Origin of the sequence: Noviherbaspirillum humi (assembly GCF_900188095.1) — a bacterium.
GTDB lineage: Bacteria > Pseudomonadota > Gammaproteobacteria > Burkholderiales > Burkholderiaceae_D > Noviherbaspirillum > Noviherbaspirillum humi.
Window position 1 is genome coordinate 1 of the sequence record NZ_FZOT01000013.1, and the last position, 24,763, is coordinate 24,763.

18 protein-coding genes are annotated in these 24,763 nt (G+C 62.1%); 14 read left to right on the plus strand and 4 right to left on the minus strand.

What is annotated here, in order from left to right; translation table 11 throughout:
* The first annotated feature begins 34 nt into the window (after window positions 1-34).
* From CHB88_RS16840 to CHB88_RS16860, 5 genes are all read left to right on the plus strand, one after another.
* A complete protein-coding gene (locus tag CHB88_RS16840) occupies window positions 35-6,067 on the plus strand; it encodes a hemagglutinin repeat-containing protein (protein ID WP_217900186.1) in 6,033 nt (2,010 codons plus the stop codon).
* Window positions 6,064-6,465 carry a hypothetical protein gene (locus tag CHB88_RS16845; protein WP_217900187.1) on the plus strand — a complete coding sequence of 134 codons (402 nt, stop codon included), beginning with the start codon at window positions 6,064-6,066 and terminating at the stop codon, window positions 6,463-6,465. The genes CHB88_RS16840 and CHB88_RS16845 overlap by 4 nt, the downstream gene beginning before the upstream one ends.
* A gap of 271 nt (window positions 6,466-6,736) precedes the next feature.
* Window positions 6,737-7,543 (plus strand): DUF637 domain-containing protein, encoded by an 807-nt coding sequence (locus tag CHB88_RS16850; protein ID WP_089400510.1) that lies wholly within the window; start codon window positions 6,737-6,739, stop codon window positions 7,541-7,543.
* An 81-nt stretch (window positions 7,544-7,624) separates the two neighbouring features.
* Entirely contained in the window at window positions 7,625-8,269 is a 645-nt protein-coding gene (locus CHB88_RS25205) for a pretoxin (protein WP_176442519.1), read from the plus strand.
* A gap of 13 nt (window positions 8,270-8,282) precedes the next feature.
* A complete protein-coding gene (locus tag CHB88_RS16860) occupies window positions 8,283-8,498 on the plus strand; it encodes a zf-TFIIB domain-containing protein (protein WP_089400511.1) in 216 nt (71 codons plus the stop codon).
* A gap of 213 nt (window positions 8,499-8,711) precedes the next feature.
* Here the strand turns inward: CHB88_RS16860 and CHB88_RS16865 are convergent, their stop codons facing one another.
* On the minus strand, window positions 8,712-8,963 hold the full coding sequence (locus tag CHB88_RS16865; protein ID WP_089400512.1) for a hypothetical protein: 252 nt from the start codon (window positions 8,961-8,963) through the stop codon (window positions 8,712-8,714).
* On the opposite strand from CHB88_RS16865, the gene CHB88_RS25210 reads away from it, so the two are divergent.
* The 4 genes from CHB88_RS25210 to CHB88_RS16870 all read left to right on the plus strand — a co-directional run bounded on the left by CHB88_RS25210 (window position 8,962) and on the right by CHB88_RS16870 (window position 11,123).
* Window positions 8,962-9,102 (plus strand): hypothetical protein, encoded by a 141-nt coding sequence (locus tag CHB88_RS25210; protein ID WP_176442520.1) that lies wholly within the window; start codon window positions 8,962-8,964, stop codon window positions 9,100-9,102. The genes CHB88_RS16865 and CHB88_RS25210 overlap by 2 nt on opposite strands.
* 484 nt (window positions 9,103-9,586) lie before the next feature.
* Complete coding sequence (locus CHB88_RS24640; RefSeq protein ID WP_176442521.1) at window positions 9,587-10,003, plus strand: hypothetical protein; 417 nt, start codon at window positions 9,587-9,589, stop codon at window positions 10,001-10,003.
* Complete coding sequence (locus tag CHB88_RS24645; RefSeq protein ID WP_143131326.1) at window positions 9,981-10,334, plus strand: hypothetical protein; 354 nt, start codon at window positions 9,981-9,983, stop codon at window positions 10,332-10,334. The genes CHB88_RS24640 and CHB88_RS24645 overlap by 23 nt, the downstream gene beginning before the upstream one ends.
* Window positions 10,335-10,676: 342 nt before the next feature.
* Entirely contained in the window at window positions 10,677-11,123 is a 447-nt protein-coding gene (locus tag CHB88_RS16870; RefSeq protein WP_089400513.1) for an SRPBCC family protein, read from the plus strand.
* Window positions 11,124-11,386: 263 nt separating this feature from the next.
* Here the strand turns inward: CHB88_RS16870 and CHB88_RS16875 are convergent, their stop codons facing one another.
* The 3 genes from CHB88_RS16875 to CHB88_RS16885 all read right to left on the minus strand — a co-directional run bounded on the left by CHB88_RS16875 (window position 11,387) and on the right by CHB88_RS16885 (window position 14,905).
* Complete coding sequence (locus CHB88_RS16875) at window positions 11,387-13,603, minus strand: malate synthase G (protein WP_089400621.1); 2,217 nt, start codon at window positions 13,601-13,603, stop codon at window positions 11,387-11,389.
* Between the two features lie 280 nt (window positions 13,604-13,883).
* Window positions 13,884-14,459, minus strand: coding sequence for a M23 family metallopeptidase (locus tag CHB88_RS16880; RefSeq protein ID WP_089400514.1), 576 nt, complete (start codon window positions 14,457-14,459; stop codon window positions 13,884-13,886).
* Window positions 14,460-14,689: 230 nt separating this feature from the next.
* Complete coding sequence (locus CHB88_RS16885; RefSeq protein ID WP_089400515.1) at window positions 14,690-14,905, minus strand: hypothetical protein; 216 nt, start codon at window positions 14,903-14,905, stop codon at window positions 14,690-14,692.
* Window positions 14,906-15,157: 252 nt separating this feature from the next.
* Here CHB88_RS16885 and cfa point away from each other — a divergent pair, with 252 nt between their 5' ends.
* From cfa to CHB88_RS16910, 5 genes are all read left to right on the plus strand, one after another.
* Complete coding sequence (gene cfa, locus CHB88_RS16890) at window positions 15,158-16,318, plus strand: cyclopropane fatty acyl phospholipid synthase (RefSeq protein ID WP_089400516.1); 1,161 nt, start codon at window positions 15,158-15,160, stop codon at window positions 16,316-16,318.
* Between the two features lie 120 nt (window positions 16,319-16,438).
* The gene (locus tag CHB88_RS16895) at window positions 16,439-17,575 is read left to right on the plus strand and encodes a glycosyltransferase (RefSeq protein WP_176442522.1); all 1,137 of its coding nucleotides are present in this window, start codon (window positions 16,439-16,441) and stop codon (window positions 17,573-17,575) included.
* Entirely contained in the window at window positions 17,562-18,338 is a 777-nt protein-coding gene (locus CHB88_RS16900; RefSeq protein ID WP_089400518.1) for a DUF2334 domain-containing protein, read from the plus strand. Before CHB88_RS16895 ends, CHB88_RS16900 begins: the two co-directional genes overlap by 14 nt.
* Before the next feature lie 474 nt (window positions 18,339-18,812).
* The gene (locus CHB88_RS16905) at window positions 18,813-21,374 is read left to right on the plus strand and encodes a hypothetical protein (RefSeq protein ID WP_143131327.1); all 2,562 of its coding nucleotides are present in this window, start codon (window positions 18,813-18,815) and stop codon (window positions 21,372-21,374) included.
* 108 nt (window positions 21,375-21,482) lie between these two features.
* Complete coding sequence (locus tag CHB88_RS16910) at window positions 21,483-24,734, plus strand: hypothetical protein (protein WP_143131328.1); 3,252 nt, start codon at window positions 21,483-21,485, stop codon at window positions 24,732-24,734.
* Window positions 24,735-24,763 lie beyond the last annotated feature (29 nt).

Here is a 24,763-nt window from a genome sequence, read left to right on the forward strand (position 1 = left end):
CACCAACAACACCGGCCGCATCTACGGCGACGTGTTGGCAATCAGCGGCAACACCATCAACAACAGCGGTACCGGCACCATCGCCGCCCGCGACACCCTGCTGATCGGCGCGCAGACCCTCAACAATACGAATGGCGGACTGATCTACAGCCTGGGCGACATCACGATCGGCGGCGCCATCGTCGGCGGGCAGGTGCAGGGCACGATGCAGACGCTGACCAACGCCTCCAGCCGGATCGAAGCGGGAGGCGACTTGAAGATTGCCGCCAACACGGTCACCAACCGGAATGACAGGTTGACGACGGCCGAGGTGGTGGTGGGGACGGGGTATGAGGAAAAGGTCCGGGTCAAAAATACGGGGAACGAGTATCCAGTCAAAGACCGGTGCAAAGGAATCGGCGGTGACCAGGATGACAATGAATGTATTGTCTACCCTGATAAATATGGAAAGCGCAGCACGCTTCCCCAAGCGTTCTCTACGGTCTGCAAGGGAGGCGGGGACGACGGGCAAGTCTGCACCAGCACGCCGAACTACGATTGGAACTCGCCTGTATTTACAAAATTCCAAGTGGCTACGGTGGGAACGCCTCCGCCTGAGCCGCCGGCTGGCGGCTGCACGCAATATAGCGGTGACAATGGGCCAAGCGAAATTCTGTCGCCGGGATGCATTCAATGGCACGCTGACATGGACGCATGGATCGTGGCCAATAATGCGCGGCTCTCCGAGCTGGACACCAAGATCACTGCCTACAACGCCGAAGTCAATCACGACAATCTTGTTGAAAGTTTTGAGGACTACACATGGTTCAAGATTAATTCCACCACCACCCGTACCCAAGTAGTCAGCACTGCTCCCGGAGAACTGCTTTCGGGCCTGAGCATGACGACTACCGGGAAGGCAATCAATCAAGATAGTCGCGTGGTTGCGGGCGGCAAACTGGTTGCGACGCTTGGCGTAGACAACCTTGCCACGCAAGGTTTGGAAAAAACCGAGTACAGCGGTACCAGACAATTCACGGAAGTAAATCCTTGTCATGGAATTGATCATTGCCGCGATTGGGATCCTCCGCAAATTTATGAGCAGTCTCCCGACAAAGTTAAATTTAGTCTTCCCACCGTCGAGTACGTAGCCTACGCTGCCAACCCCACCGTCACCCGCAATCTCGTCGTCGGCAGGGCCGCTGCTGATCAATCGGTCGCTGCCACCGCGCTGCAGGCAACAGGCAACACCCATCCATCGATCAATCCAGCACCCATCGACGTAACCGTCCCGGTGTTGACAGTGCCGCAGAACAGCTTGTTCCAGCTGCAAGCCGCGCCATCTGCCCGCCACCTCGTCGAAACCGATCCACGCTTCACCAGCCAGCGCGACTTCCTCTCCTCCGACTACTACCTGCAAGCGCTGAACCGCGACCCCGAGCGCTCGCTCAAGCGCTACGGCGACGGCTTCGTCGAGCAGAAGCTCGTCAATGACCAGATCCTGGCCCTCACCGGGCGGCGCTACCTCTCCGGCTATGCCAGCACCGAAGACGAATACCGGGCGCTGATGGATGCCGGCGTGGCCTATGCCCGCCAGTACCAGCTCACTCCCGGCGTGGCATTGACCGCCGAGCAGATGGCGCAGCTGAGCACCGACATGGTGCTGCTGGTAGCGCAGACGGTGACGCTACCCGACGGCAGCACCCAGCAAGTGCTGGTGCCGCAGGTCTACCTGCGCCGCCCGGCAGCCGGCGACGTGCGCCCCGGCGGCGCGCTCATCGCCGCCACCGACGTGGTGATCAGGAGCCCCGGGGATATCGTCAACAGCGGCACCATCGCCGGCGACCGGGTCGCCATTCTCGCCGACCGCGACCTCACCAACACCAGCGGCCGCATCGCCGGCCAGGACGTCCTGCTGCGCGCCAATAACAACCTGAAAAACCTCTCCGGCACCATCGAAGGCGTCGGCGCCGGCAGCAAGGTGCGCCTGTCTGCCGGGCGCGACATTGTTCTGCAAACCCAAACTCTGAGCAGCGTCAGCAAGGACGGCACCAGCACCGGCACCACGCTGCAGCGCACCGCCACCGTGCAAGGCGGCAGCGTCAGCATGGCCGCCGGGCGCGACCTGCTCGCCAGCGGCAGCGTGGTCAAGTCCGACGGCGACCTGCTGGTTTCCGCCAAGCGCCATCTGGTGGCCGATACCGCCACCGCCGAGTCCCAGCTCCACAGCAAGGAAAGTACCGGCCGCACCGTGCAGGGCCGCAGCGGCTATATTGACGAGGCCAGCACCCGCCATCAGGGTTCGGTATTCGAAAGCGGCGGCAACGCCGTGCTGGTGGCCGACGGCGACGCCCGCCTCACCGGCACCCAGGTCAAAAGCGCCGATGTCACGGTGCAGGCGCAGAACATTACCATCAATGCCGCCGTCAACCGCACGGCAAGCGACATGCAAGTCATCGGCGAGAAGAGCTACAACCGCTTCGCCCGCGACAATGAAACCCTGGTCGGCACCGACATCCAGGCCGGCAACAACCTCACCCTGCGCGCCACCGGCAACAGCCAGGCCGGCAGCGGCAATCTCAGCATCACCGGATCCAACCTCAACACCGAGCAGGGCCGCGCGGCTCTCATTGCCGCCAACGATGTCACCATCAACGCCGCCGCCACCCGGCAGGCGGCCGTCGATGAACGCTACACCAAGAGCAGCGGCCTGTTCTCCTCCACCGCCACCACCCGGGCCACCAGCACCACGCTGAACCAGGCACAGGGCAGCGCCGTCTCCGGCAACACCGTCGTGGTGCAAGCCGGGCGCGACATCAAGGTGGCCGGCAGCGGCATTGCCGGCGAGGGTGACGTCAACATCGTCGCCGGCGGCAATGTTGACATCACGACGGCCACCAATACCAGCGAGCGCACCAGCGTCTTTGACGAAAAGAAATCCGGATTGTTTGGTAGCGGCGGCGCCTCGTTGACGCTGGGGCAGCGACAACTCAACCAGCAAAGCGAAGACAAGGCCATTACCCAATCCGGTTCGGCCATCGTCAGTCTAAGCGGCAACGTCATGGTCGACGCCGGCAAGACCTACACGCAGACCGGCAGCCAGGTCTTGGCTGAAAAAGGCGACATCGACATCGCCGCGCGCCGCATTGTCATCAATGCCGCTGAGAACAACAACGCTGCTCGCCAGGAAAGCCGGTTCTCGCAATCGGGGCTCACCGTCTCGGTCAGCACACCGGTGCTCGATGCCGCCCAAAGTGTTGGCCAAGTCGCCGATGCTGCCGGCAAGACCAGCAGCGGTCGCACCAAAGCCGCCGCGGTGGCAGCAGCTGCGGCTGCCGGGTACAACGCCTACGACGCCGTGCAGCGAGGCCAAGGCAGCGCCATAGACGGACGTGACAACCAACTACTCACAGGTCAGACCAATGCCGACGGCACGCCCCAGACCCGTGACGCCACCGCCGCCGACAAGCTAGGCGGCATCAATGTCAGCATCGCTTACAGCAGCGCCAGCAGCAACAGCCAAGCCACCCAGAACAGCCGCACCGCCGTCGGCTCCACCATCGCCGCCGGCGGCAATGTCCGGCTCGCCGTCACCGGCGACGGCAAGGAAAGCATCCTGACCATCACCGGCAGCACCATCAGCGCCGGCAACAAGGCGGTGCTCGAAGCCGACAACATCATCAACCTGCTTGCTGCGCAGAACATAGCTGATGAGCGCAGCAGCAATAGCAGTCGCAGCGGCAGCCTCGGCGTATCGATGGGCACCCAAGGCGGCATTGGCATCACTAGCAGCGTCAGCCGCGCCCGTGGCAATGCCGCCGGCAGCGATGTCACCCAGGTCAACACCCACGTACAAGCAGGCAACCAGGTCATCCTGAAAAGCGGTGGCGATGCTGACCTGACCGGCGCGGTCGTGGCCGGCAAGAAAGTCACGGCCGACATCGGCGGCAATCTCAAGCTGGAAAGCCTGCAAGACACCAGCCGCTACAGCAGCCGGCAGAACAGTATCGGCGGCAGCCTCACCGTCGGCACGGCCGGCGCAGGTGGCAGCCTCAACCTCAGCGACCGCAAGGTCGACAGCGACTACGCCAGCGTGCGGGAACAGACCGGCATCATCGCCGGCGAAGACGGCTACGACATCCACGTCAAGGGCAATGCCACGCTCACCGGCGCCGTCATCGCCGCCAGCGACCAAGCCCTGGCCGAAGGCAAGGGCAAGTTCAAGGCCGAAGGCAAGGTCACGCAGATCGACATCGTCAACCAAGCGCAATACGACGCCAGCGGCACCAGTATCGGCATCGGCGGCGGCATCTCCGGCGCTGCCGGCTTCAAGCCGGGCGTGTCGGTCGGCATGGGAAGCGACAGTAACAGCCAGACTACGGTGACGAAAGCCGGCATCGGGGTGAGCACCGGCATGAATACCACCGCGGCTATCAAGCCTATCTTTGACGCCAAGCGGGTAGAAGGCGAAGTCGACGCGCAGGTGACTATCACACAAACGCTCAGCCGCGAAGGCCCCAAGGTGGTAGGCACCTATGCCGAAAGCAAGCTGCGTGAAGCAAATGACAAGCGGCAGCAGGCTGCCAGCGAAGCGAGTACGGCAAAGCAGGCGTCGTTGAGGGCAGAGGCCGAGCAACTGGAGAACGACTGGAAGGAGGGGGGCAAGGCACGGATCGCGCTGCACACGGCTTCTGGGGCCTTGGGAGGTGGCGCCGCTGGTGCGATCGGAGCAGGTAGCAGTGCGGCTCTTGTACCGGTCATTGCTGAAGACATCAATAAGCTTGATGTTCCAACCACAGTCAAGCGGGGACTTATCGCTGTTACTGGCACTGCAGTGGGCGCTGCGTTGGGTGGGCAAATCGGTGCAGCCAGTGGCCTGACCCAAACGACCAACAACTTTTTGCTACACCAGGAGGCATCAAAGCGGGAAGAGGCCAAGCAAAAGCTGCTGCAGTGTAAGGATGACAATTGCCGTCAACAAGTAAGTAAAGAGGTCGATGAATGGAACAAGCTGGATACTTGGCGAGACGAACAGATCAAGGCCGCTTGTACCACACCGTCCAGTCCCGCCTGCCAAAGCTGGAATGCCGCAATTCAATATGCCAAGGCGAGCTATGCGGGTTACGACGCGAAGTCTGACGTTACGGGATCAGTTGCCGGCGAGAGGCGCGAAGTCAATGAAATGGCGTACCTGTACGGGCAGCGTGCGGATAATCCTTACCTGTTTGGCATAGGCAAAGGCTTGCTCAAGCTGACTCCGCCGGGTATGGTCGTTGGCGTAGGAGTAGGCAGCTATTCGCTTACCAAGACCATAATGGAAAAGGGCTTGGTTGACTCTGCCATTGGTATAGCCAAGGGTATCGAAAACTTGCCGTCGGATATCAAGGCAAGACTCAGTAGCGACGATCCGACAGTACGCGGCGAAGCGCTAGTGGACGCCTTGAGCATAGGAGGCGGAGCGGCAATAGTTTCAGCCAAGCTTGTACAGGTTGGGGGAGAGAGGTTAGCGCAGTCAGTGGCGAAGCAGGCCGCCATTAAGGCGGAAGCTGATGCACTGAAAAAGGGGCAAGTAGAGCTACAAGCCACGACCCAACTGCCGGAGGCCGACTATGCCGGCCAGATCCCGGTACGGCCGCGCGATGGAGCTGTCAAGCCAGGTACACCAGTTACTGAAGCACCTCTAGCAAAACATTTGATTGAAGCCGAGATTATAGGATCAGGAAAGAGTAAGGTCATTTCAGGAGGACATAACATGGATAACTTTGATGCTCTTGTGAAGAGAACAGGGGCACAGATTTTAAAAAGGGATGAACTGGCACCTGGAATATATCAAGTGGAGTATCAGCTACCTGGTGGAAAGGTCCAGCCGAAGACGGTATATGATCCTGCGGTTTATTCCGATGCGAAGATGGCAGATATGGCAAGTGAGGCAGCAAGTAGAGCAATCGTGCAATGGGGGATAAATAAAAATCCGATCCAGAACGTTGAGGTTGGTGGTGTCACATTTCGAGTTCCTATAAGTATTAAAAGTGGGAATGCTTCTATTCCAACTGCATTTCCAATCGATCCAAAACGGGTAACTGAATGATCTGGAAAAAAGTAACAGAAAAGCAGATTGGCGGTAACTATACTTGGTGGGACTCGGAAAACGACTCACATACCCTCTTGCCATTGCTTTATTGCGTCGGAAACGCTTTACCCTACCAGCCCTTGGATTACTTCCTTCGAGGGATATTTACTGATGACCCACTTGCCCCTGGAGGGGGAGACCCAGGCTGGGTCTGGTATCGCGAAAAACAGGATGATGGAACATATCGCTATTACGCTTGGACGTACGCGGAAATGAGTGGCCTCGATCCATGTGAAGGCGATTACGATGAAGCTACCGTAAAACGACTCGTCAGAGAAACATTGGAAAATTTTAGAAAGGCTCATCCTGACCGTGCTGCAGAGATAGATGAGGTAATCAACAAGTACGACTTGTAATCGAGCTTGTTAAGTTCTCAAGGTCACTCTCAACATACCAAAAAGCCGGCTGCCATACTGGCTGCGGAGCACCGGCAACCTCGGCATCACACGAAGCGGCATCAGCGGTGCGGAAATCATCATCACCGATGAAGAAGCGCAAAAGCGCAAGACCGGCCAGGACGCCGCCACGACGATTGCCAAGCTGAATCGCGATGTCGTCACCGGCCGCGACACCAGCAGCAAGCTGGCCAACGACTTCAACAAGCAGGAGATCGACGCTGCCTTCACGGTGACGGGCGAGTTCGGGCGGCAGGTTGGTACCTATGTGGCCAACAAGGCCGCTGAAGCCGATGCACTCAAAGAAGCCGCCAAGGACCCGAAGCTGAACAATGAGCAGCGCAACGAGCTGTTAGCCCAGGCCAACCAGATCGAAGCCGACTGGGGCCCGGGCGGCAAGAGCCGGCAATGGGCCACGGCGATCACGGCGGCGGCCAGCGGCAACGTCACCGGCGCCAGCGGCGAGATGGTCAATAGTGCGGTGGCGAACTACCTACAGCAGCAGGGGGCGAGCTATATCGGCCAGCTGGTGCAAGACAAAAAATTGATAGAAGGCAGCCCCGAGCATGCCGCCATGCATGCCATCGTTGCCTGCGCCGGAGCGGCGGCCGGCAATCAAAGCTGCGGAGCGGGCGCCATGGGCGCGGCCAGCTCCAGCTTGCTGACGAACCTGTTCGAGAAGAAGGACAACGAGACCAATGTCGAGCGGGAGCGCAAGCGCAATCTGATTGCCACCATTGTGACCGGGGTTGCAGCAACCACGAGTCCGGCAGCGGCCGCCACAGCTACTAGTGCAGCGATCGCAGCGACGGACAACAACTTCCTGACGCAGAACGAGGCATCCAAAGCCCGACAACAGCTCATGAACTGCAAAGGCGATGCGGCTTGCGTGAAACGCGTCAGCGCCGAGGCGCTGGCGCTATCGCTGGAGAACAGCGAAAAGATGAAGCAAGCCTGTGAGAACGACTTCGGCCGCTGCATGAAAACCTATCGGGAAGCCAAGGGGAGTTACAACACGGTCGAGCCAATATCGATTTAGACCATCGTGCCGGACCTGGGCGACAAGTTGCTGGCAATCCAGCAAAGCGACATAGCGTATGCACGGCAGCGGGCGGAAACGATGGCAAAAGCCATGCCGATCGGCTTAGAACGGGCGCGAGCCATGCTTGAGTTGTACGGGCCGGAGATGGGGGCGGCGGCTTTGGGTAGTAAGCGGGCTGGTGCCGCTATTCGAAGTGGCACTCGAGGCGGCGCGGTCATAGAGGAAGCTACGCCAGCTTCCGCAAACAAGATATATAGTACAGATGGTGCATTGGCGGACGCTTCGAAATCGAAAATTGGTACGGTTGAACAATCCAGAGATTCTGGACCGCAGCCGACTTCTCCAGTCAAGCAGTCCAATGAGGTAGGCAATGCGTCAAAAGTCGTTGAGCTCACTTATGACAAAAGCAACCAGACTTGGACAACGCCAGCAGGTCTTGACTATGGACCGGGATCAGTGCATGGGAATCGTGTGCAGCATATTCTGGATCATGCTGAACCGAATCCGACCAAAACAACTCATATTGTGTTTAACGTTGATAGAAAAGAGGTATTGGGGTTGGTTGATGAAGCGTGGTTAGCAAGAGGCAGTCCTTTGCCAAACGATCCAGGTGCGTATGTTGTTCCGATGGGGCGAGCTGTCGGTACTGCTGGTGAGACCAATATTAAAATAATTGTTCGTCCTGGAACCAATAAAATAATTACCGCTTACCCAATTCAATAAATAAGGAATAGAAATGCTGTGTCCTCGGTGTGAGCAGGGCGATATAGTTAAAGCGCAGATAAAAAAAAATGGAGAAGAGATATTTGTTTGTCAGGAATGTGAAGCAACGTGGTTTGCTTTAAAAGAAATTGGTGTTTCACCGTTTACTGATTTCAGCGCATACATGGAAGGCCTTGGCTTGTGTCCTTTATGGGATGAACTGATTGTTCAGAAATTACGACCGGGCTAGCGTCACAAATCCGCGCGGGCAATGACCTCACCTTGGTGGCCGACAGCCGGCTCGACCTGCTGGGTGCCGAAAACACTTCGGAGTTGCACAGTATGAACAGCGCCGCAGCATCGCGTTGGCATTGGGTGGTGTGCAAAACGGCTTCACCTTGGAGATCGGCGTCAGCGGGACCTGTGGACAATCTCAAGGCAACAACGTCACCTGAACTAAAGCTCATGTTTCCGCTGGCAACCAGCGGCGGATCGACAGCGGTGCGACACCTACCTCAAAGGTGCAATCATCTATGACTACGCCAGCGTAGGCGGGCAGACCGCCATACGGGCTGACGACGGCGGCTTCCAACTCAGCATCAAGGGCAAAACCTATCTCAAGGGCGGCGTCATCAGCAGCACGCAGGCCGCTATCGACAACCAGCAGAACCGCTTGAAAACCGTCACGCTGACCCACAGCGACATCGGTAACCATGCCGACTACCGCGCCGACAGCGTCCAAGGGACCGGGTGGTGTCGACCTGATCGATGCCGGCAAGCCGAATGGCGGACGCAGCGGCGCCAACATGCCGATCGCCCTGGGCGCCAGCGGCAGTAATAGCAGCGTCACTTAAGCGGTACTAACTATGCGGCCATCGTCATCACCAATGACGAAGCACAAGAGCGCAAGAACGCAAAAACGACCAGGATGCAGCGACGCCGGTCGACAAAGCAAATTGGCCAACGACTTCAATAGGCGGTAGATCGAAGCCGCTTTCGTAGTGACCGCCGAGTTCGGCTGCCAAGTTGACGTGTTTGTCGCAAGCATGATCTGTAGTAGTTCCAAATTTGTTATTGAAGCCAATGCGTTATTGACAGCCGTCACCGATCCAAAACTTAGCGAGAAACAATGAAGACCACCGCTAACCGCTGCAAGTGTTTTAATTATGTCAATTGAACAAAGGTTTTTAATCCACGATTCTTACTCGCTTCTATTTCACTATGACATTTCTATAATCTCGATTCGGCTTACAGATGAGTCAGGTAACGCTAAAAGTAACATAGTATGGATCATTCTAATTTCCATTTATTAACTTGGATTAATAAGGGTTGAACTGAATGATCTCTTTTACCAAATTGTGTTCTTCTAACTTTAGAAACATGAAAAATATAAAGCAAGAACTATTAATAAACCGGTTTGTTGCCGGATTGGCATGCATGTTGACTGCGGCATGTGGAGGAGGTGGGAGTAGCACTGAATCGTCAACTGCTTCTGCAGTAAGCGTGGCTGCCACTTCTAGTTTTGTCGACTGTGTGCAATTGACCCCGGGAGTAAGCTACAGGAATAATGATGGATACAAATACTTGATCGTTCAAGAAAAATTCAACGGTCAAGACACTTTCGGAAGATTGGAATATCGCCCCAACGGTACTCGGTTCGGGACTTTTTACCAAACCATCGGTGATGGGTATTTGAAATGGATAGGAGCAACTGGCTATACCTATAGCACCGATGAACATCAGCGTTTATTCTGATGGCGCTAAGATTCCTCTCGATCTAGCAGTTGGCCAGACCATACAAATTAACTGGACCACTACCGATAATTCACTTTATTCACCTCCGAGCGTCACCACGCGAAGCGAGGGTGCAGTTATCACGTTTAACGGATATGAAGACTTAACTATTGCCGGCCGCGCATTTCTCAATACTTGTAAACTTACCGATAAGTACATTCCGACCGGGAAGACCTCAGTCGTGTGGTTAGCAAAGGGATTTGGCCCTATTCGAAGCGAAGAACTGGACGAAAAGGGCGTGGTTGTTCCTGGTTCTAGGAAAGAGATCTCGGCAATTCTTGCTGCACCTTGAATCGTGGAAATTAAAGGCATTGAAAGGCGGCACACGAGTTTCACGTTGTTTCGACGCTTTATGTATGTGCTTTTCCTCGCACTCGCAAGTTCCAGGGGTTTGTTAGATGGATGGATCCAGCGTTACCTGCTTAGACATTCAGGAAAGGGCCAGTGACCGTGCCAATTTGAAAGGCGCTGATTCCTTTTTCAGTTAAATTGAAGCGCTAGTGAGAAGCGGTTATCCTCAAAACCTGGTGTGAAATGCTTTGGACGATGTCATGTAATCATCCACTGCGGAACATCAAGCTAACCCATTAAAATTCTTCAATTTTCACTTTCAGAATTTTTACTAGACAACACCATGCCCACAGGAACCGTTCAACTCCACCGTGTCCTCCGCACCAGCCCGGACCGCGTCTACAACGCATTCTTGAACCCCGATGCCATGGCCAAGTGGCTTCCTCCGTATGGGTTCACTTGCAAGGTACATCAGATGGATGCTCGTATCGGCGGCACCTTCCGCATGTCGTTCACTAACTTCGGCACCGGAAACACGCATTCCTTCGGTGGCGAGTACCTGGAGTTGGTGCCGGGCGAACGCATCCGCTATACGGACAGGTTCGACAATCCGGAGATGCCGGGCGAAATGATGACGACGGTGTCCCTGAGGAAGGTCATTTGTGGGACTGAAGTCAGCATTTTCCAGGAAGGCGTGCCGGAGATAATTCCAGTGGAGATGTGCTATCTCGGCTGGCAGGAATCGCTAGCGCAGCTGGCGACACTGGTGGAGCCGCAGATTCCGGACTGACGAATCGCAGGGAGCTATCCGCTGCAAAAAATTCGATGTGATGGCAGCATGAGTCCACACCGGTAAGTGGCGCCGCAAGGGTTAAAAAGCTGAGCGGTAAATCCCGTAAAAACGCCCTAATCGGCATGAGCCGTCAGGGCGTTTTGTTTTACTGAGCCAATTTGTTTAAGAGTCTGTTTGTGGAGGGATGTCTATACCAGCTCGCAGCTGGCAAGACGTCCTCCATTCCCTTTGACCCTTAATTCGATCAGATCCGAAATAGCTTACCGCGCCGTCGCCGCCTTCACCTTCAACCGCCACGCGTGCAGCAGCGGCTCGGTGTAGCCAGCCGGCTGTTCCAGCCCCTTGAAGACGAGATCGCTCGCGGCCTTGAAGGCATAGGACGAGTCGAAGTCCGGCGCCATCGGCTTGTAGAAGGGGTCGCCGTCGTTCTGCGCGTCCACTACCTTGGCCATGCGCTGCAGGGTTTCCTTCACCTGCGCTTCGGTGACGATGCCGTGCAGCAGCCAGTTGGCGATGTGCTGGCTGGAGATGCGCAGCGTCGCGCGGTCCTCCATCAGGCCGACGTTGTGGATGTCCGGCACCTTGGAGCAGCCGATGCCCTGTTCGACCCAGCGCACCACATAGCCGAGGATGCCCTGGCAGTTGTTGTCGAGTTCCTGCTGGATCTCTTCCGGCGTCCATTTCGGGTTGGCGACGACCGGGATGTCGAGCAGGCCGTTGAGCAGGTTCTCGATTTCCTTGGGCGCGTCGATTTTCTCCAGTTCCTGCTGCACCTGGGACACGTTCACCTTGTGGTAGTGCAGGGCGTGCAGGGTGGCGGCGGTGGGCGATGGCACCCAGGCGGTGTTGGCACCGGCCTTCGGATGGCCGATCTTCTGCTCCAGCATGGCCGCCATCAGGTCTGGCATGGCCCACATGCCCTTGCCGATCTGGGCGCGGCCGCGCAGGCCGCAGGAGAGGCCGACCAGCACGTTGCTGCGCTCGTAGGAGGTGAGCCAGGTGCTCTGCTTCATGTCGCCCTTGCGCATCATCGGGCCGGCGTGCATGTCGGTATGCATCTCGTCGCCGGTGCGGTCGAGGAAGCCGGTGTTGATGAAGGCGACACGCGACGCGGCTTCCTTGATGCAGGCGGTGAGGTTGACGCTGGTGCGGCGCTCCTCGTCCATGATGCCGAGCTTGACGGTGTTGGCCGGCAGGCCGAGCAGGTGCTCGACGCGCTCGAACAGTTCGCGGGCGAAGGCTACTTCATTCGGGCCGTGCATCTTCGGCTTGACGATGTAGACCGAGCCGGTGCGGGAATTGCCGATGGCCTGGCCTTCCTTGCGCTTGATGTCGTGCAGGGCGATGGCGACGGTGACGACCGCATCCAGGATGCCTTCCGGTATCTCCTTGTCGCCCTCGTACAGGACGGCCGGGTTGGTCATCAGGTGGCCGACATTGCGCAGGAAGAGCAGGGAGCGGCCGTGCAGGGTGACCACGCCATCCTTGGCGCTGGTGGCACCGATGCCGGCGGTGTACTGGCGGTCCGGATTCAGCGTGCGGGTGAAGGTCTTGCCGCCCTTGGTGACGTCTTCCACCAGGCTGGCCTGCAAGATGCCGAGCCAGTTGGCGTAGGCCTGCACCTTGTCGTCGGCGTCGACGGCGGCGACCGAGTCTTCGAGGTCGAGGATGGTGGAAAGCGCCGCTTCCAGCACCACGTCGGCCACGCCGGCGGGATCATCCTTGCCGATGCCCTTGCTGCGGTCGATCTGGATGTCGATGTGCAGGCCGTTGTTGATCAGCAGGATGGAAGAAGGCAGTTCCGGCTGCCCCTGGTAGCCAACGAATTTCTTCTCGTCGGCGAGGCCGGTGACGCTGCCGTCCTTCAGGGCGACGGCGAGCTTGTTGCCGTCGACGCGGTAGGCAGTGGCGTCCTTGTGGCTGCCCTTGGCAAGCGGCGCGGACTGGTCGAGGAAGTCGCGGGCGAAGGCGATCACCTTGGCGCCGCGCGCCGGGTTGTAGCCGCCGGCGCGGGTGGCGCCGTCGGTCTCGGGAATGGCGTCGGTGCCGTAGAGAGCATCGTAGAGCGAACCCCAGCGCGCGTTGGCCGCGTTGAGGGCATAGCGGGCATTGAGGATGGGGACCACCAGCTGCGGGCCGGCCTGCAGCGCCAGCTCGGCATCCACGTTCTCGGTGGTGACCTTCACGCCTTCCGGCCGCGGCACGAGGTAACCGATGGACTGCAGAAAGGAACGATAGGCCGGCATGTCCTGGATCGGGCCCGGGTGGGCACGGTGCCACTGGTCGATCTCGACCTGGATGCGGTCGCGCTCGGCGAGCAGGGAGACGTTCTTTGGCGCCATCTCATGCACGATGGCGTCGAAGCCTTCCCAGAATTTCGCGCTGTCGATGCCGGTGCCCGGCAGGACCTTGTTTTCGATGAAGCGGTGCAGGACGGTGGCTACCTGGAGCCGGTGGACATTGGTGCGTGCAGTCATGATGGGCAACCTCGCTGATGGTGACGTTCGTTAAAGATAGGGCGCTTCCAAACCGGCTGGGCAGGGAATCCGCCGACCGCTCTCGGCACCTTCCCGCATCCATGCCCGCATGCCGAAGTTCGACCCGCATTCCGTCGCGGGTTCCGCGAATGCAGAAAAATGGACCATTCGGCATGCGGCAACAATTTATTGATCCGCAACTTGATCGATGTTGCCAAAGTATATTCAAAACTTAAACGCTATGAACCCAACAAAAAATCATTTGATTATTGCATCGTAGTCACAAATGGCGGTTCTCCTGCGGCGATGGTGGACTTGCTCGATTGCCGCGCGACCCGCGCAGCAAAGGATAGGGATTGATGGCGCGCCCGGCGGCATAGATGCCGTAATGAAGATGCGGCGGTGTGGCGTGGGCGTTTCCCGTGTTGCCGACGTAGCCGAGCACCGTGCCAGCCTCTACCCGCTGGCCGGAACGCACCCAGCCATAGCCGTCGAGATGTGCGTAATAGTGGCGCTGACCGCCCGGGCCAAGCACCAGCACGATCTTGCCGCCCAGGTTGTTATGCCCGACCCGCAGGACCAGCCCCTCCGTCGTCGACAGCACCGGCGTGCCGCGCCGCGCGAAGATGTCGATGCCTTCATGATGCCGGCCGCCGCTTCGAACGGCGCCCCAAGTGTCGTGCAGCCTGGCAGGCGTTGCGGTCCAGAGCGGCGAAGGCAAATGGTCAGGACGAGGGCGGACGACAAGCAGCGCCGGATAGAACGCATCCCGGAGAAAAGGTATGCCCAGGCTCAGCGCCACATGCAGGATCAGGGCGACGCTTGCCGTGCGCAAAATGGCTGCTAGCAGTCCCATTGCTTCACTTCGTTCATTTACGTATTAACCGCATCGGGTGTTAAAGCGCGCGACCTCGGGGATCGGGTAGTCGGTGAAGCTAATGAGTTCCAAGAAACTGACGAAATCGATGAACCTGATAAAGCGGATAAGCCTGATAAAACGCGCAAGGAAATCAACGTTGCCCGGCGCTTCTCGACCGGCTCAATCGAAACGCGGAGCAGGGCCGGCTGCCGACCGTTAATTCGGTTTTATTCCGTCATCCCGTTCAGTGCTTCGATGTCGGCCTGCGCCATTTTCAACATCAATTCCGGCGTTGCTTCATGAGGGTCCATGGCCGACTGCAGCACATCGGGCACCGACTTTTTCATTTCGCCGTCGCGCTGGATGAAGTACTCGGCCTGGTCGTATTCAATGGTGTAAGTCAGGCGCTTGCCGGTGGAGCGGGTGTACTGGGCGATAGGCATCTCTGGTTCCTCATGGGTTTTGCTTCTTGGAGAATTCCCCATTTCGAAAGTTCGGTGAGGACCGGCGTTCATGCCGGGGAGAAACTTCACTCTTTACCAAAATCAAAGGTCGTGCCTATTTTTTTGGCAGAATCTTTCGGCGGTCGTTATAAAAAAGCCATCGGCATTGCTAGTCCATTCATTCATTTGTCTGCGCTTGCCCGCTTACCGGCACCGCAGCCAGGTCGGCTGTCCAGCTCACTGGAGAATTGCATGCTCAATGAAGTGTCCCGGCAGTCCACAGACGCCGCCGTCCATGGCGAGTCGACCGTGTTCCAGCGCATGGAAGCGCTGCTGCTGAAGGCGGATATCCGCGTCAACGGCAACCGGCCCTGGGACATGCAGGTACATTCGCCGCAGCTGCCCGAACGCATCTTCGCCTACGGCAATCTCGGCCTGGGCGAGGCCTATATGGACGGCGACTGGGACGTCAAGCAGATGGACGAGTTCTTCCATCGCCTGCTGCGCGCCCGGCTGCAGGACCACGTGCAGCCGCTGCATGTGATCGTCGATACGCTGAAGGCCCGTCTGTTCAACCTGCAGAACATGAAGCGGGCATGGCAGGTGGGCGAGGCGCATTACGACCTGGGCAATGATTTCTACGAAGCGATGCTCGACCCGCGCATGACCTATACCTGCGGGTACTGGCGCCGTGCGGAGACCCTGGCAGAGGCGCAGGAAGCCAAACTCGATCTCATCTGCCGCAAGATCGGCCTGCAGCCGGGCATGCGCGTGCTCGACATCGGCTGCGGCTGGGGCAGCTTCATGGGCTTCGCCGCCGAGCGCTATGGCGCGCATTGCGTCGGCCTGACGGTTTCCAGGGAGCAGGCCGAATGGGGCCGCCGGCGCTATGCCGGGCTGCCGGTGGAATTCCGCCTGCAGGATTACCGCGAGGTGAACGAAAAGTTCGACCGCATCGTCAGCGTCGGCATGTTCGAGCACGTGGGCCGCAAGAACCACCGGGTCTACATGGAAGTGGCGGCGCGCTGCCTCGACGACGGCGGCCTGTTCCTGCTGCACACCATCGGCAAGAACCAGCGCGACAGCGTGACCGACGCCTGGGTCGACAAGTACATCTTCCCCAATGGCGACCTGCCCTCGATCGGCCAGATCGGCGACGCGGTCGACGGCCTGTTCGTGGTCGAAGACCTGCACAATTTCGGCGCCGACTACGACAAGACGCTGATGGCCTGGCATGCGAACGTGGAGGCCGCCTGGCCGCGCTTTGCGGACAAGCTCGGCGAGCGCTTCCGACGCATGTGGCGCTACTACCTGAACTCCTGCGCCGGCGCCTTCCGCGCCCGCGACATTCAGCTCTGGCAATGGGTGCTGGCCAAGCGCGGCGTGCCAGGCGGATACACGCGCGTGGATTGAACCCGCCTCAACCGCTTCGGATGCGTGGCGACATTGCGGTATTGTCGCTTTGATAATACGCAAGCCGCTGTCTTCCTGCCTCCGGTAAGGTAGGGCACAACCCAAAAACAAGCCCGGACCGTGCACTTCGTCGATATCACGTTGTTCTATGCCGCCGAGGGCGGCGGCGTCAGTACCTACCTGAATGCGAAAGCGCGCTGGCTGGCGCGTCACGGCAATTTCCGGCACACCATCGTCAGTTCCAGCGTCCCGCTCAGAAGCCGGCAGCCTGACCTCATTCGCATCCCCGGCGTGGCGGTGCCCGGCGTCGACACCTTCCGCCTGCCGACCAGCGTCGGCTATCCGGCGCGCGTACTGCGACAGCTGCAGCCGGACCTGATCGAAGCTGGCGATGCCTTCCATTGCGCCTGGGCGGCGCTGCGGGCCGGTCGTCGCCTCAAGGTGCCGGTGGTGGCCTTCTATCACTCCGACATGCCGCAGCTCATCGGCCGGCGCTGCGGACATGCGGTCGAGACCCTTGCCAGGCGTTATCTCGCCCAGGTTTATCGCCGCTTCGACATGGTGCTGGCGCCGAGCGAAATGATGGTGCGCCAACTGCATGACATGGGTGTGCGCGATGCGATCCTGCAGCCGCTCGGCGTCGATACCTGGACCTTCTGCCCGCAGCGCCGCGACCCTTCGCTGCGTGAGCAGCTGCGCCTCAAGCCGGACGTGCGCCTGCTGGTCTACGCCGGCCGCTTCACCCCGGAAAAGAAGCTCGGCCTGCTGATCGAGGCGGTGCGGCGGCTGGGGAAGAACTATCACCTGGTGCTGATCGGCAGCGGCGACGAGCTGCCGCGCTCGCGCCAGGTCACCCTGATTCCCTTCCAGCGCGAACCGCGCCTGCTGGCCCAGCTGATGGCTTCCTGCGATGCGCTGGTTCATCCGGGCGATTGCGAAACCTTTGGCCTGGTGGTGCTGGAGGCGATGGCCTGCGGATTGCCGGTGATCGGCACCAGCGCCGGCGGCGTGGCGGAGCTGGTGAACGATGACACCGGGATACGAGTGGCGCCGAACAGCGTCGATGCGCTGTGCGAAGGCATCACCGGCCTGTTCTCGCGCGACCTGTCGCTGCTCGGACAGCAGGCGCGCCAGCGTGCCGTCGACCAGTTCGACTGGAACCGCATCGTCCCGCAACTGCTGAACCGCTATGCCGGCCTGCTGGCCAGCCAGCAGCGCGCCGAACTCGAAGCCAGGCTGTCCTATGTCGCCGATTGAGAAGAAGACGCTCTGCCTGTCCATCCACGACGTCTCGGCGCGCACCATGGCCGAGTGCCAGGTGCTGCTGCAGGCGGTGCGCTCGGTGGCCGACATCCCGCTCACGCTGCTGGTGGTGCCGCGCTACCACGGCTGCGAAAGCAATCTCGGCTTCGAGCGCTGGCTGGACCAGCTGCAGCGCCAGGGTCATGAGCTGGCCCTGCACGGCTATACCCATCAGGACCAGGGGCCGGCGCCGGCCGACTGGCGTGGCCGCTTCCTGCGCCAGCTGTACACCGAGCGCGAAGGGGAGTTCGCCGCCATCGACGCGGCGCAGGCGCGGCACCTGCTGCAGCTCGGGCTGTCCTGGTTCAGGGAGCGGGACTGGCCGGTGAGGGGCTTCGTCGCGCCCGCCTGGCTGCTCGGCCAGGGCGCCTGGGAAGCCCTGCGCGAATCCTCGTTCGAGTACACCACCACCATGCGACGCTTCCACCTGCTGCCCGGCGGGCCCTCGCTCTCCGCGCCCAGCCTGGTCTACACCGCCCGCAACGGCATAGGACGCGGCGTTTCCCGCTGCCTGAACAGCATGATGCTGCCGCTGCTCGCCGCCCGGCCGCTGACCCGCTTCAGCCTGCATCCGCGCGATGCCCGCCATCCCGAGCTGCTGCAGCATGCGCGCCGCCTCACGAAAAAACTGCTGCGCGATCATGCCCCGAGCACCAAGCTCGCTTTCGCGCGCCAATGGCGGATGCAGCTCGAGCAGGAGACGGTGGCGGCGCGTTAGCCGCGCCGCCAAATGCCTGCGAGCCCCGAGCCGAGCAGGCGTCTCGGCGCTTTCTTGCCCGCGGCGGCGAACTGAGGAAGCGGGGCACCAGCAATCGCAGGAGTACGCACGCCGCAACCGCCAGGACGCACGACGGGCGAACCCTGGTTCCGAAGCTTTCCAAAATGTCCTGGCCGAGAGCCGGCGCGCTTTGCGCATTCTCAAGCGCCGGGGTGCTTCGGCTTCTAGAATCCCCTCCAGACATCCGCTTCCCTTGCCTCCTCACACCGCGCCTGCTTCGTCAGGCGGCGACGATCGGGCATCCATGCCACACCGGACAGGCGCCAGCATGCTGCGCGCCCGGGAGAGGCTTTGTCCGCGCGTTCGGCTGCGTCGGGCCTCATGCATCCGCGCAGTCGCCGATTCAACGACCCGGGCGGCCATCCCGGTCGATGATGATCGATCGGATCGCCCGCCAGCAGAGGAGGAGACATCATGACCCAGCCCGTCGGACCCATGTGGCCAGGCGCTTTCGAGACCATCGTCGCCACCAAGGATGGCCGCCGGTACGAGATCCTGTACCTGCCCGACCTGCACAACGAGGAGCTGCAGGCGGAAGGCAAGGCGCCGGTCTACTACTGGCTGCCGAACGGCGTGCGCGTCGCCCGCAACGGCGACAGCGGCGACTACAAATTTCATCTGATCCATTTCGTCGGCGTGATGAACGAGGATGCCAACGTCGGCGTGTCCGGCACCAGCGAAGTGGCCGGCGGCGTGCTCGGCGTGACGGTCACCGCCGCGCCCCCGCTGGACGTGCTGCAGGCGGCGCATAACCAGGTGACGCAGAAGCTGCGCGCCGACGCGCGCAAGTACTGGGGCTGGCGGGTGCCAAGCGCGCCGCAGTTCGCGCCCATCCCGGTGAGCGATTCCCGCACCCACATGTCCAATCTCTCGCCGCGCCTCGATGGCACCGTGCCGAGCGCCCTGCCCAATGGCAGCCGCGGCGGTTCGCCCGCCATGCAGCCTGCTCCGGCAGCCGGCGGCGGACCGGGCGGGCCAGGCATGCCGACCCGCTCGGCGGAGCTGGTGCAGCGCATGCGGCCGCGCATGGTCGCGCAGCCGCGGACCTTCCGCGAAGGGCGCGACACCATGCCGCAGAACCTCGATGCCTGGTACATGCGCATCGAGGGCGACGGCCCCGGCTCCATCAATCCCGCCGCCGAGAATGCCTACGTCGCCCTGTGCGGCAGCCTGCCGGCGGCCATCCTCTGGGCCGGCTTCCATGGCACCTACAGCCCGGTGGTGGTCAGCCAGACGCTCAACCTCAAGGTCTGGAGCGAAACCCTGCGCATCAAGATCAGGGGCAACTGGGACCGCGTGTTTTCGCATTTCTCCGCTGCGGCTGCCGGCAGGACATGGTGGTTCGGGGCCGACATCAAGGTGGAATTCAACAACCTGCGCATCAACGGCGGCATCACCGTCGAGATCGAGATCGACGGCACCAATCCCGGCGCCGACAAGATGAAGGAAGAGGTGGACAAGCGCGTCGACATGGTGGTGGCGAAATTCATGGAAGCGGCCAAGGCCCGCATCTTCGATCCGGCGCCGCCGGACGTGAAGCCGGCGGAGGCGCCGAGCGGCGGCGGCATCCTGTCCTCGCTGTTCGGCGGCTTCGGCGGCGGCTTCGCGCTCAAGTACCGGCGCGACGAAACCCGGCTCGATCTGCATTACGACGAGACGCGCCAGGAGCGCTTCAACCTCTCCACCACCATCAGCAGTTCGCTGGAAGGCTTCTTCAACGAAATCAAGAACGATCCGGACGCAGAGAAGAAATACTTCACCACTCTCTATCTCGACGACTGGGACCGCAAGATCACCCACACCATCAAGCCGGTGGTGAACTGGCGCGACGACTCCCGCCTGTGGGTGGGCGATCCGGTGGCATTCATCGGCGTGCAGGTCGGCTATCCGAGCGCGAAGGGCGATCTGCAATGGACCGCGCATGTGTTCCAGAGCACCGATACCGGCGCCATGACCACCTGGCAGCCGGCGATGGCGAAGAAGAACGCCGCCGACGTCGCCAATCCGCCGCCGGGATGGAAGCCGGACATCAGTTACATCAAGCGCAGCATCCACTTCCTGGAGCCGCCGAGCGAATCCGAAAACCCCTATGTGCGCTGCTTCGTCGAGAAGAACGTGGTCGACCTCGATCCGCTGGAAGGCACGCCGACCAGCGACCTGAATATCGAAGTGCGGGCGGATGCGGCGGGCAAGCTCGACGTCGGCCCGATCCAGCTCAACGTCAACCTGGAAACGCCGGCGCAGATGGTGGAGATCGAATTCCAGGCAATGGGCATGACCGACGAAGGCAGCGAGCGGCCGGTCACCAAGTTCGTCTGGAAGAACGCCGACCAGGAACATGACCGTTACTGGACCATCTTCACCGGGCAAAAGGACTTCGTGCCGCGCTACCGCTATCGCTGCCGGGTGGTGGTGAAGGGCGGCCTGTTCACCAAGGGCATGGAATGGGTCGGCCCCTGGATGGAAACCGCCGGCAATGGCCCGCTGGTGGCCAGCGTGCCCACCGCCCAGGATCCCGGCGTACAGACACGCAGCCTGGTGCCCGATGCGCGGCCGGCGCTGCCGGCGGCCGAACCGGTGGCGGCACAGCCGCCTTCCCAACCGGGTGCCGGCAAGCCGCCGGCCGGTGCGCCGAAGGAGGCGCCGGCGCGCAGTCCCATGCCGGCCTTGGGCGAGATCCCGGTCGGCCGGCCGCCCGGCGCGCCGCGCAGCGAGACGCCGGTGCGCACCGCGCCCGCGGTGCTGGGGTATGACCTGGCACGGGAAGCGGAACCGGCCGCGCCGGCCCACCCTGCGGCCGCGACCACGCGTTCGGAGCCGGCGGAAGCCGGTGCGCCAGGAAAACCAGGAGCACCAGGGGCGCTCGACTTGCGCGATGCGGATGCCGATGGGCATGGGGCGGCTTATGAGAACGGCGAACTGCGCCAGCCCTACGTCGGCTGGACCACCATGAAGCCGGGTTCGCTCAGGCACTAGCCCAACCCGCGCAGCCTGGACCGGAGCCGGCGCTGAGCCGCCGAGCCGCTGGTCCACGGTTCCCGCCGGTCCTGCGCAGACCGGTATCGCAAACAAAGGGGACGCATCATGAAAGCGACCGATACGCCGGCCTTGTCTGCCGCAGTGAATGCCGCAGGAAGGGAGCGATCCGGTAACCCGCCTGGAGCGTCCGGGCCTTCTGCCGAGGCGCCTTGGCAGCTGCGCGCGCCGGCGACCGGCGGGCCGGGCTGGCATGTGCTGCCCGACGCCTGCGACCCGGATACGGCCTGGTGCCTGCCGGACCGGCTGGCCTTGGCACGCGGGCCGGACGGCTATCCCATCCTGTCGCTGACCCTGCTGCTCGACCGTCAACCCGATCCCGCCGTCGCCGCCATCGGCGAACGCCTGCTTCAAGCCACGCTCGCGCTGGAGCTGTCGCTGCCCGCCGGATTGCCGCCATCGGCCCATGCCGGGGAACAGACGAATACGATTTTCATCCGCAACCTGCAGGTCGAGTTGCGCGGCGCTGGCGGACGGCTGCTGGCTTCGGCGCAAGCCGGTGCCGGCGCCCGGCTTGCCTTGTCGGCGATGCTGGACAGGGCGCAGGCGCTGGATGTGATCGGTGCGCTCGATGGCCACGCCGGCGGCCTCTCCCTGCATGCCACGCTCGCCTTCCGGGCGCTCGCCGTTCCATCCCGCCTGCGCCTGAGCGGACGCTGGTGCGATGTGCATGATGCCCTGGCTGCCTTGCCTGGCCGTGAACCAGCGGCTGCCGTGACCGAGGCGGAGTTGGGTTCGGCGTATGCGCAGCTGGTGCGTACCGGCGCGCTGAGCGTGTCGACGGAGCAGGGCGGTGACGCCGTCGCCGCGGCGGGCGAAGATGGCCTGTTCCGCAGCTTCGCCGCCGCGGCGCGGGTCATGCTGCTCGATGCCGACGGCCGGCTCGGCATCCGGCCGGCGCCGGCGTTCGGCATCGAGCTCGCCCATCGCGGCGGCGGCGCGACGGAGCGCAGCCTCGACCTGGCCTGTCCGCTGGAGCAAATCCTCGGCGGCGCGCTCGACGGCCTCGACCGGGAGCGTGCCGTTCGCCTGCTGGCACCGTCGCCAGGTACCGGGGTGCGCGAAGCGATCGCGCCGGTGCCGCGCCGCGTCAGCATGCGCGAAGCGCCGGCGCGCCGCGGGGCGACCGGCAGTGCTCGCCTCGGCCGTCTTGCGGGCGGCAAGCTGGCCTCCGCCAGCCTACTGCTCGCGAATGAGGCGCGCCCGCTCAATCCACACCGCCTCCTTGCCCATATCGACCTCGATGCGCTGCACGTTCCGCCACAGCCCTCCGGCCCGATAATCGACGATGCCAATGGCTGGGTCTTCGCCGACGGGGCCGACGCCAGCTTCGTCTGGGTGCAGCCCGCGTTTGAACTGCTCATGCCCGACCCGGCCGGCGATGCCGCCGCCGGCCCCTTTCGATTCTCCTTCGCCCGCGCCGGGGCCAACGCATCGGGCGAACCGGGCATCGATGCCACCGTCCGATTCTGCCTGCGCCAGATGATCGGTCCGGAAGCGCAGGCCGCCCTGGCGGCGCGCGGAAATCCGGCTAGCCGCGTGATCGATGCGGCGGATGCGGCGGTGGAGCTGGAACTGCCGTTTCGCGATGCCGGCGGCGCCACCCGCAGCCAGCGCTTCGCAGCCGAGGTCAAGCGCAACGGCGATCTGCTCGACGTGACGGTGACGCTGCTCGATGCCTGGGCCCGGCTTTGCTACGGCGCGCTGTCGTCGCCCGGTTTCCAGTCGCGGCCCGCGTCGCTCTCGGTGGCCTGGAGCCACCCGGGCCTGGTGCGCCTGCCGCCGGGCAAGCTGCCGCTCGCCTTCGGCAACAAGGCGGCGCTGCTGCCGGTGGCCTGGAACCGGGAGGCGGCCGTCTCCCGGGAGCTGGTATTCGATGCCGCCGCCGCCACGCTGCGCTCGCCGCTTGGCGACTATGCCCTGAGAGTACCGCCGAAGTTGTCCAGCCTGGCCTTGGGCAGCGCCAGCGCGAGGCCGCTGGTGGCGCTGCCGGAACTGCTGCCGCAGCACGACAAGCGGCCGGAAGCCACCTTTGCCGAAAGGCGCTTCACCCGCAGCCAGGCGCTGCAGGCCCTGTATCCCTGCGCCGATTTTGGCGCCTGCTATGTCGAACGGCGACCCGAGGGAGAGCTGGCCATCGGCTGCCAGGATGCGCTGCGCCTGGGGCAGGCGCCATGGCGGCAATACGAAGAGATGGCGGCCCTGGCCGAACGCGGTTGCCGCGTGTTCCGCTCGCTGCAGCAGCCGGGCCGCTTCCTGCTGCTGCCGGATGCCTATCGCATCGGCCGCCACGCCGCCGATGCCGGCGACTCCGCCCGGCGGCCCCTGATCCTGCTGTACGCCGCGCTAGACCCGGACCGGCCGGAGGCCAACCAGGTGGTGCTCGATATGCGGCTGCAGCCGGACATCAGCCCGGCGTCGCTCATGCTGCTGCGCTCGAAGCTGAAGGCGCATGCGGCCAGTCCGGTGCTGCTCCTGCCCACCGACATCGAATGCGGCGCCGAGTTCGACTGGGGGCTGGCGTCCATTCCCGGCATGGAACTCGCCGCGGCGCTGCAGCCGGACGGCATCGCGGTCTCCATTTCCGCCGGCCTCTCGCAAGCCCTGCTGCTGCGTGAGCTGCTGGAAAGAAGCGGCATCGCCGGCGGCGCCAGCTTCCTTCTGCCGGATGGCACCCGGCTGCGATCGGCCCTGCAGCTGAGCCTGTCCGCCCTGTGCGGTCCGCTGGCGGACGGGCCGGTGGAGATCACGCTTTCGCAGCGCCAGGCGCTGCTGCGAAATGCCATCGAGCGGCCGGTGGCGGTGAGCGACCTGCTGCTGTTCGGCGGCGGCCCGGCGCCGCAGCGCGTGCCGGTGGAGCGGCAGCTGGCGCCGCAGGAAAGCTGCAGCGTGGCCTTGGCCGACGGCGCGCCGACCGACATCGCTTGCGTCGAATACGGCCTGCCGCCGGCGCCGCCCGCCGCGCTGGAGGAAGTGCGCGCCTTCGTCGAAGAGGTGCGCACCAACATCGTGTTTGTGGACCTGGTCGACCATGCCGGCCATGGCCTGCAGCGCATCGACGTGCAGGCGCGCATGGCCGGCGTGGCGGGCATCGTGCCGGTGGCGATGAGCGGCGCGCCGGCGGTGGGCAACGCCGCCTTCGTGCTGCCGCTGACCACCTACCTCGCGCAGCGTCTTTTGTCCTACCAGGTCACCGTCACCCGCGACGATGCCAGCGAGTCCAGCGGCCGCTGGCTGGAGTGGGATGTCGAAAAGCTGGGCGCGCTGGTGAGCCTGACCTGGGAAACGCTCGGCTTGTGAGCGCGACTGCATCGCCTGTTTGAAACGCA

Bases quoted from the DNA above. Each gene is read 5' to 3' on its own strand.
- CHB88_RS16875 (WP_089400621.1), bottom strand. From the start codon at position 13,603: ATGACTGCACGCACCAATGTCCACCGGCTCCAGGTAGCCACCGTCCTG.
- CHB88_RS16905 (WP_143131327.1), top strand. From the start codon at position 18,813: ATGACCCAGCCCGTCGGACCCATGTGGCCAGGCGCTTTCGAGACCATC.
- CHB88_RS16900 (WP_089400518.1), top strand. From the start codon at position 17,562: ATGTCGCCGATTGAGAAGAAGACGCTCTGCCTGTCCATCCACGACGTC.
- CHB88_RS16880 (WP_089400514.1), bottom strand. From the start codon at position 14,459: ATGGGACTGCTAGCAGCCATTTTGCGCACGGCAAGCGTCGCCCTGATC.
- CHB88_RS25205 (WP_176442519.1), top strand. From the start codon at position 7,625: ATGGCAAAAGCCATGCCGATCGGCTTAGAACGGGCGCGAGCCATGCTT.
- CHB88_RS16885 (WP_089400515.1), bottom strand. From the start codon at position 14,905: ATGCCTATCGCCCAGTACACCCGCTCCACCGGCAAGCGCCTGACTTAC.
- CHB88_RS24640 (WP_176442521.1), top strand. From the start codon at position 9,587: ATGATCTCTTTTACCAAATTGTGTTCTTCTAACTTTAGAAACATGAAA.
- CHB88_RS16865 (WP_089400512.1), bottom strand. From the start codon at position 8,963: ATGGTTACCGATGTCGCTGTGGGTCAGCGTGACGGTTTTCAAGCGGTT.
- CHB88_RS24645 (WP_143131326.1), top strand. From the start codon at position 9,981: ATGAACATCAGCGTTTATTCTGATGGCGCTAAGATTCCTCTCGATCTA.
- CHB88_RS16870 (WP_089400513.1), top strand. From the start codon at position 10,677: ATGCCCACAGGAACCGTTCAACTCCACCGTGTCCTCCGCACCAGCCCG.
- CHB88_RS25210 (WP_176442520.1), top strand. From the start codon at position 8,962: ATGCCGACTACCGCGCCGACAGCGTCCAAGGGACCGGGTGGTGTCGAC.
- CHB88_RS16845 (WP_217900187.1), top strand. From the start codon at position 6,064: ATGATCTGGAAAAAAGTAACAGAAAAGCAGATTGGCGGTAACTATACT.
- CHB88_RS16910 (WP_143131328.1), top strand. From the start codon at position 21,483: ATGAAAGCGACCGATACGCCGGCCTTGTCTGCCGCAGTGAATGCCGCA.
- CHB88_RS16860 (WP_089400511.1), top strand. From the start codon at position 8,283: ATGCTGTGTCCTCGGTGTGAGCAGGGCGATATAGTTAAAGCGCAGATA.
- cfa (WP_089400516.1), top strand. From the start codon at position 15,158: ATGCTCAATGAAGTGTCCCGGCAGTCCACAGACGCCGCCGTCCATGGC.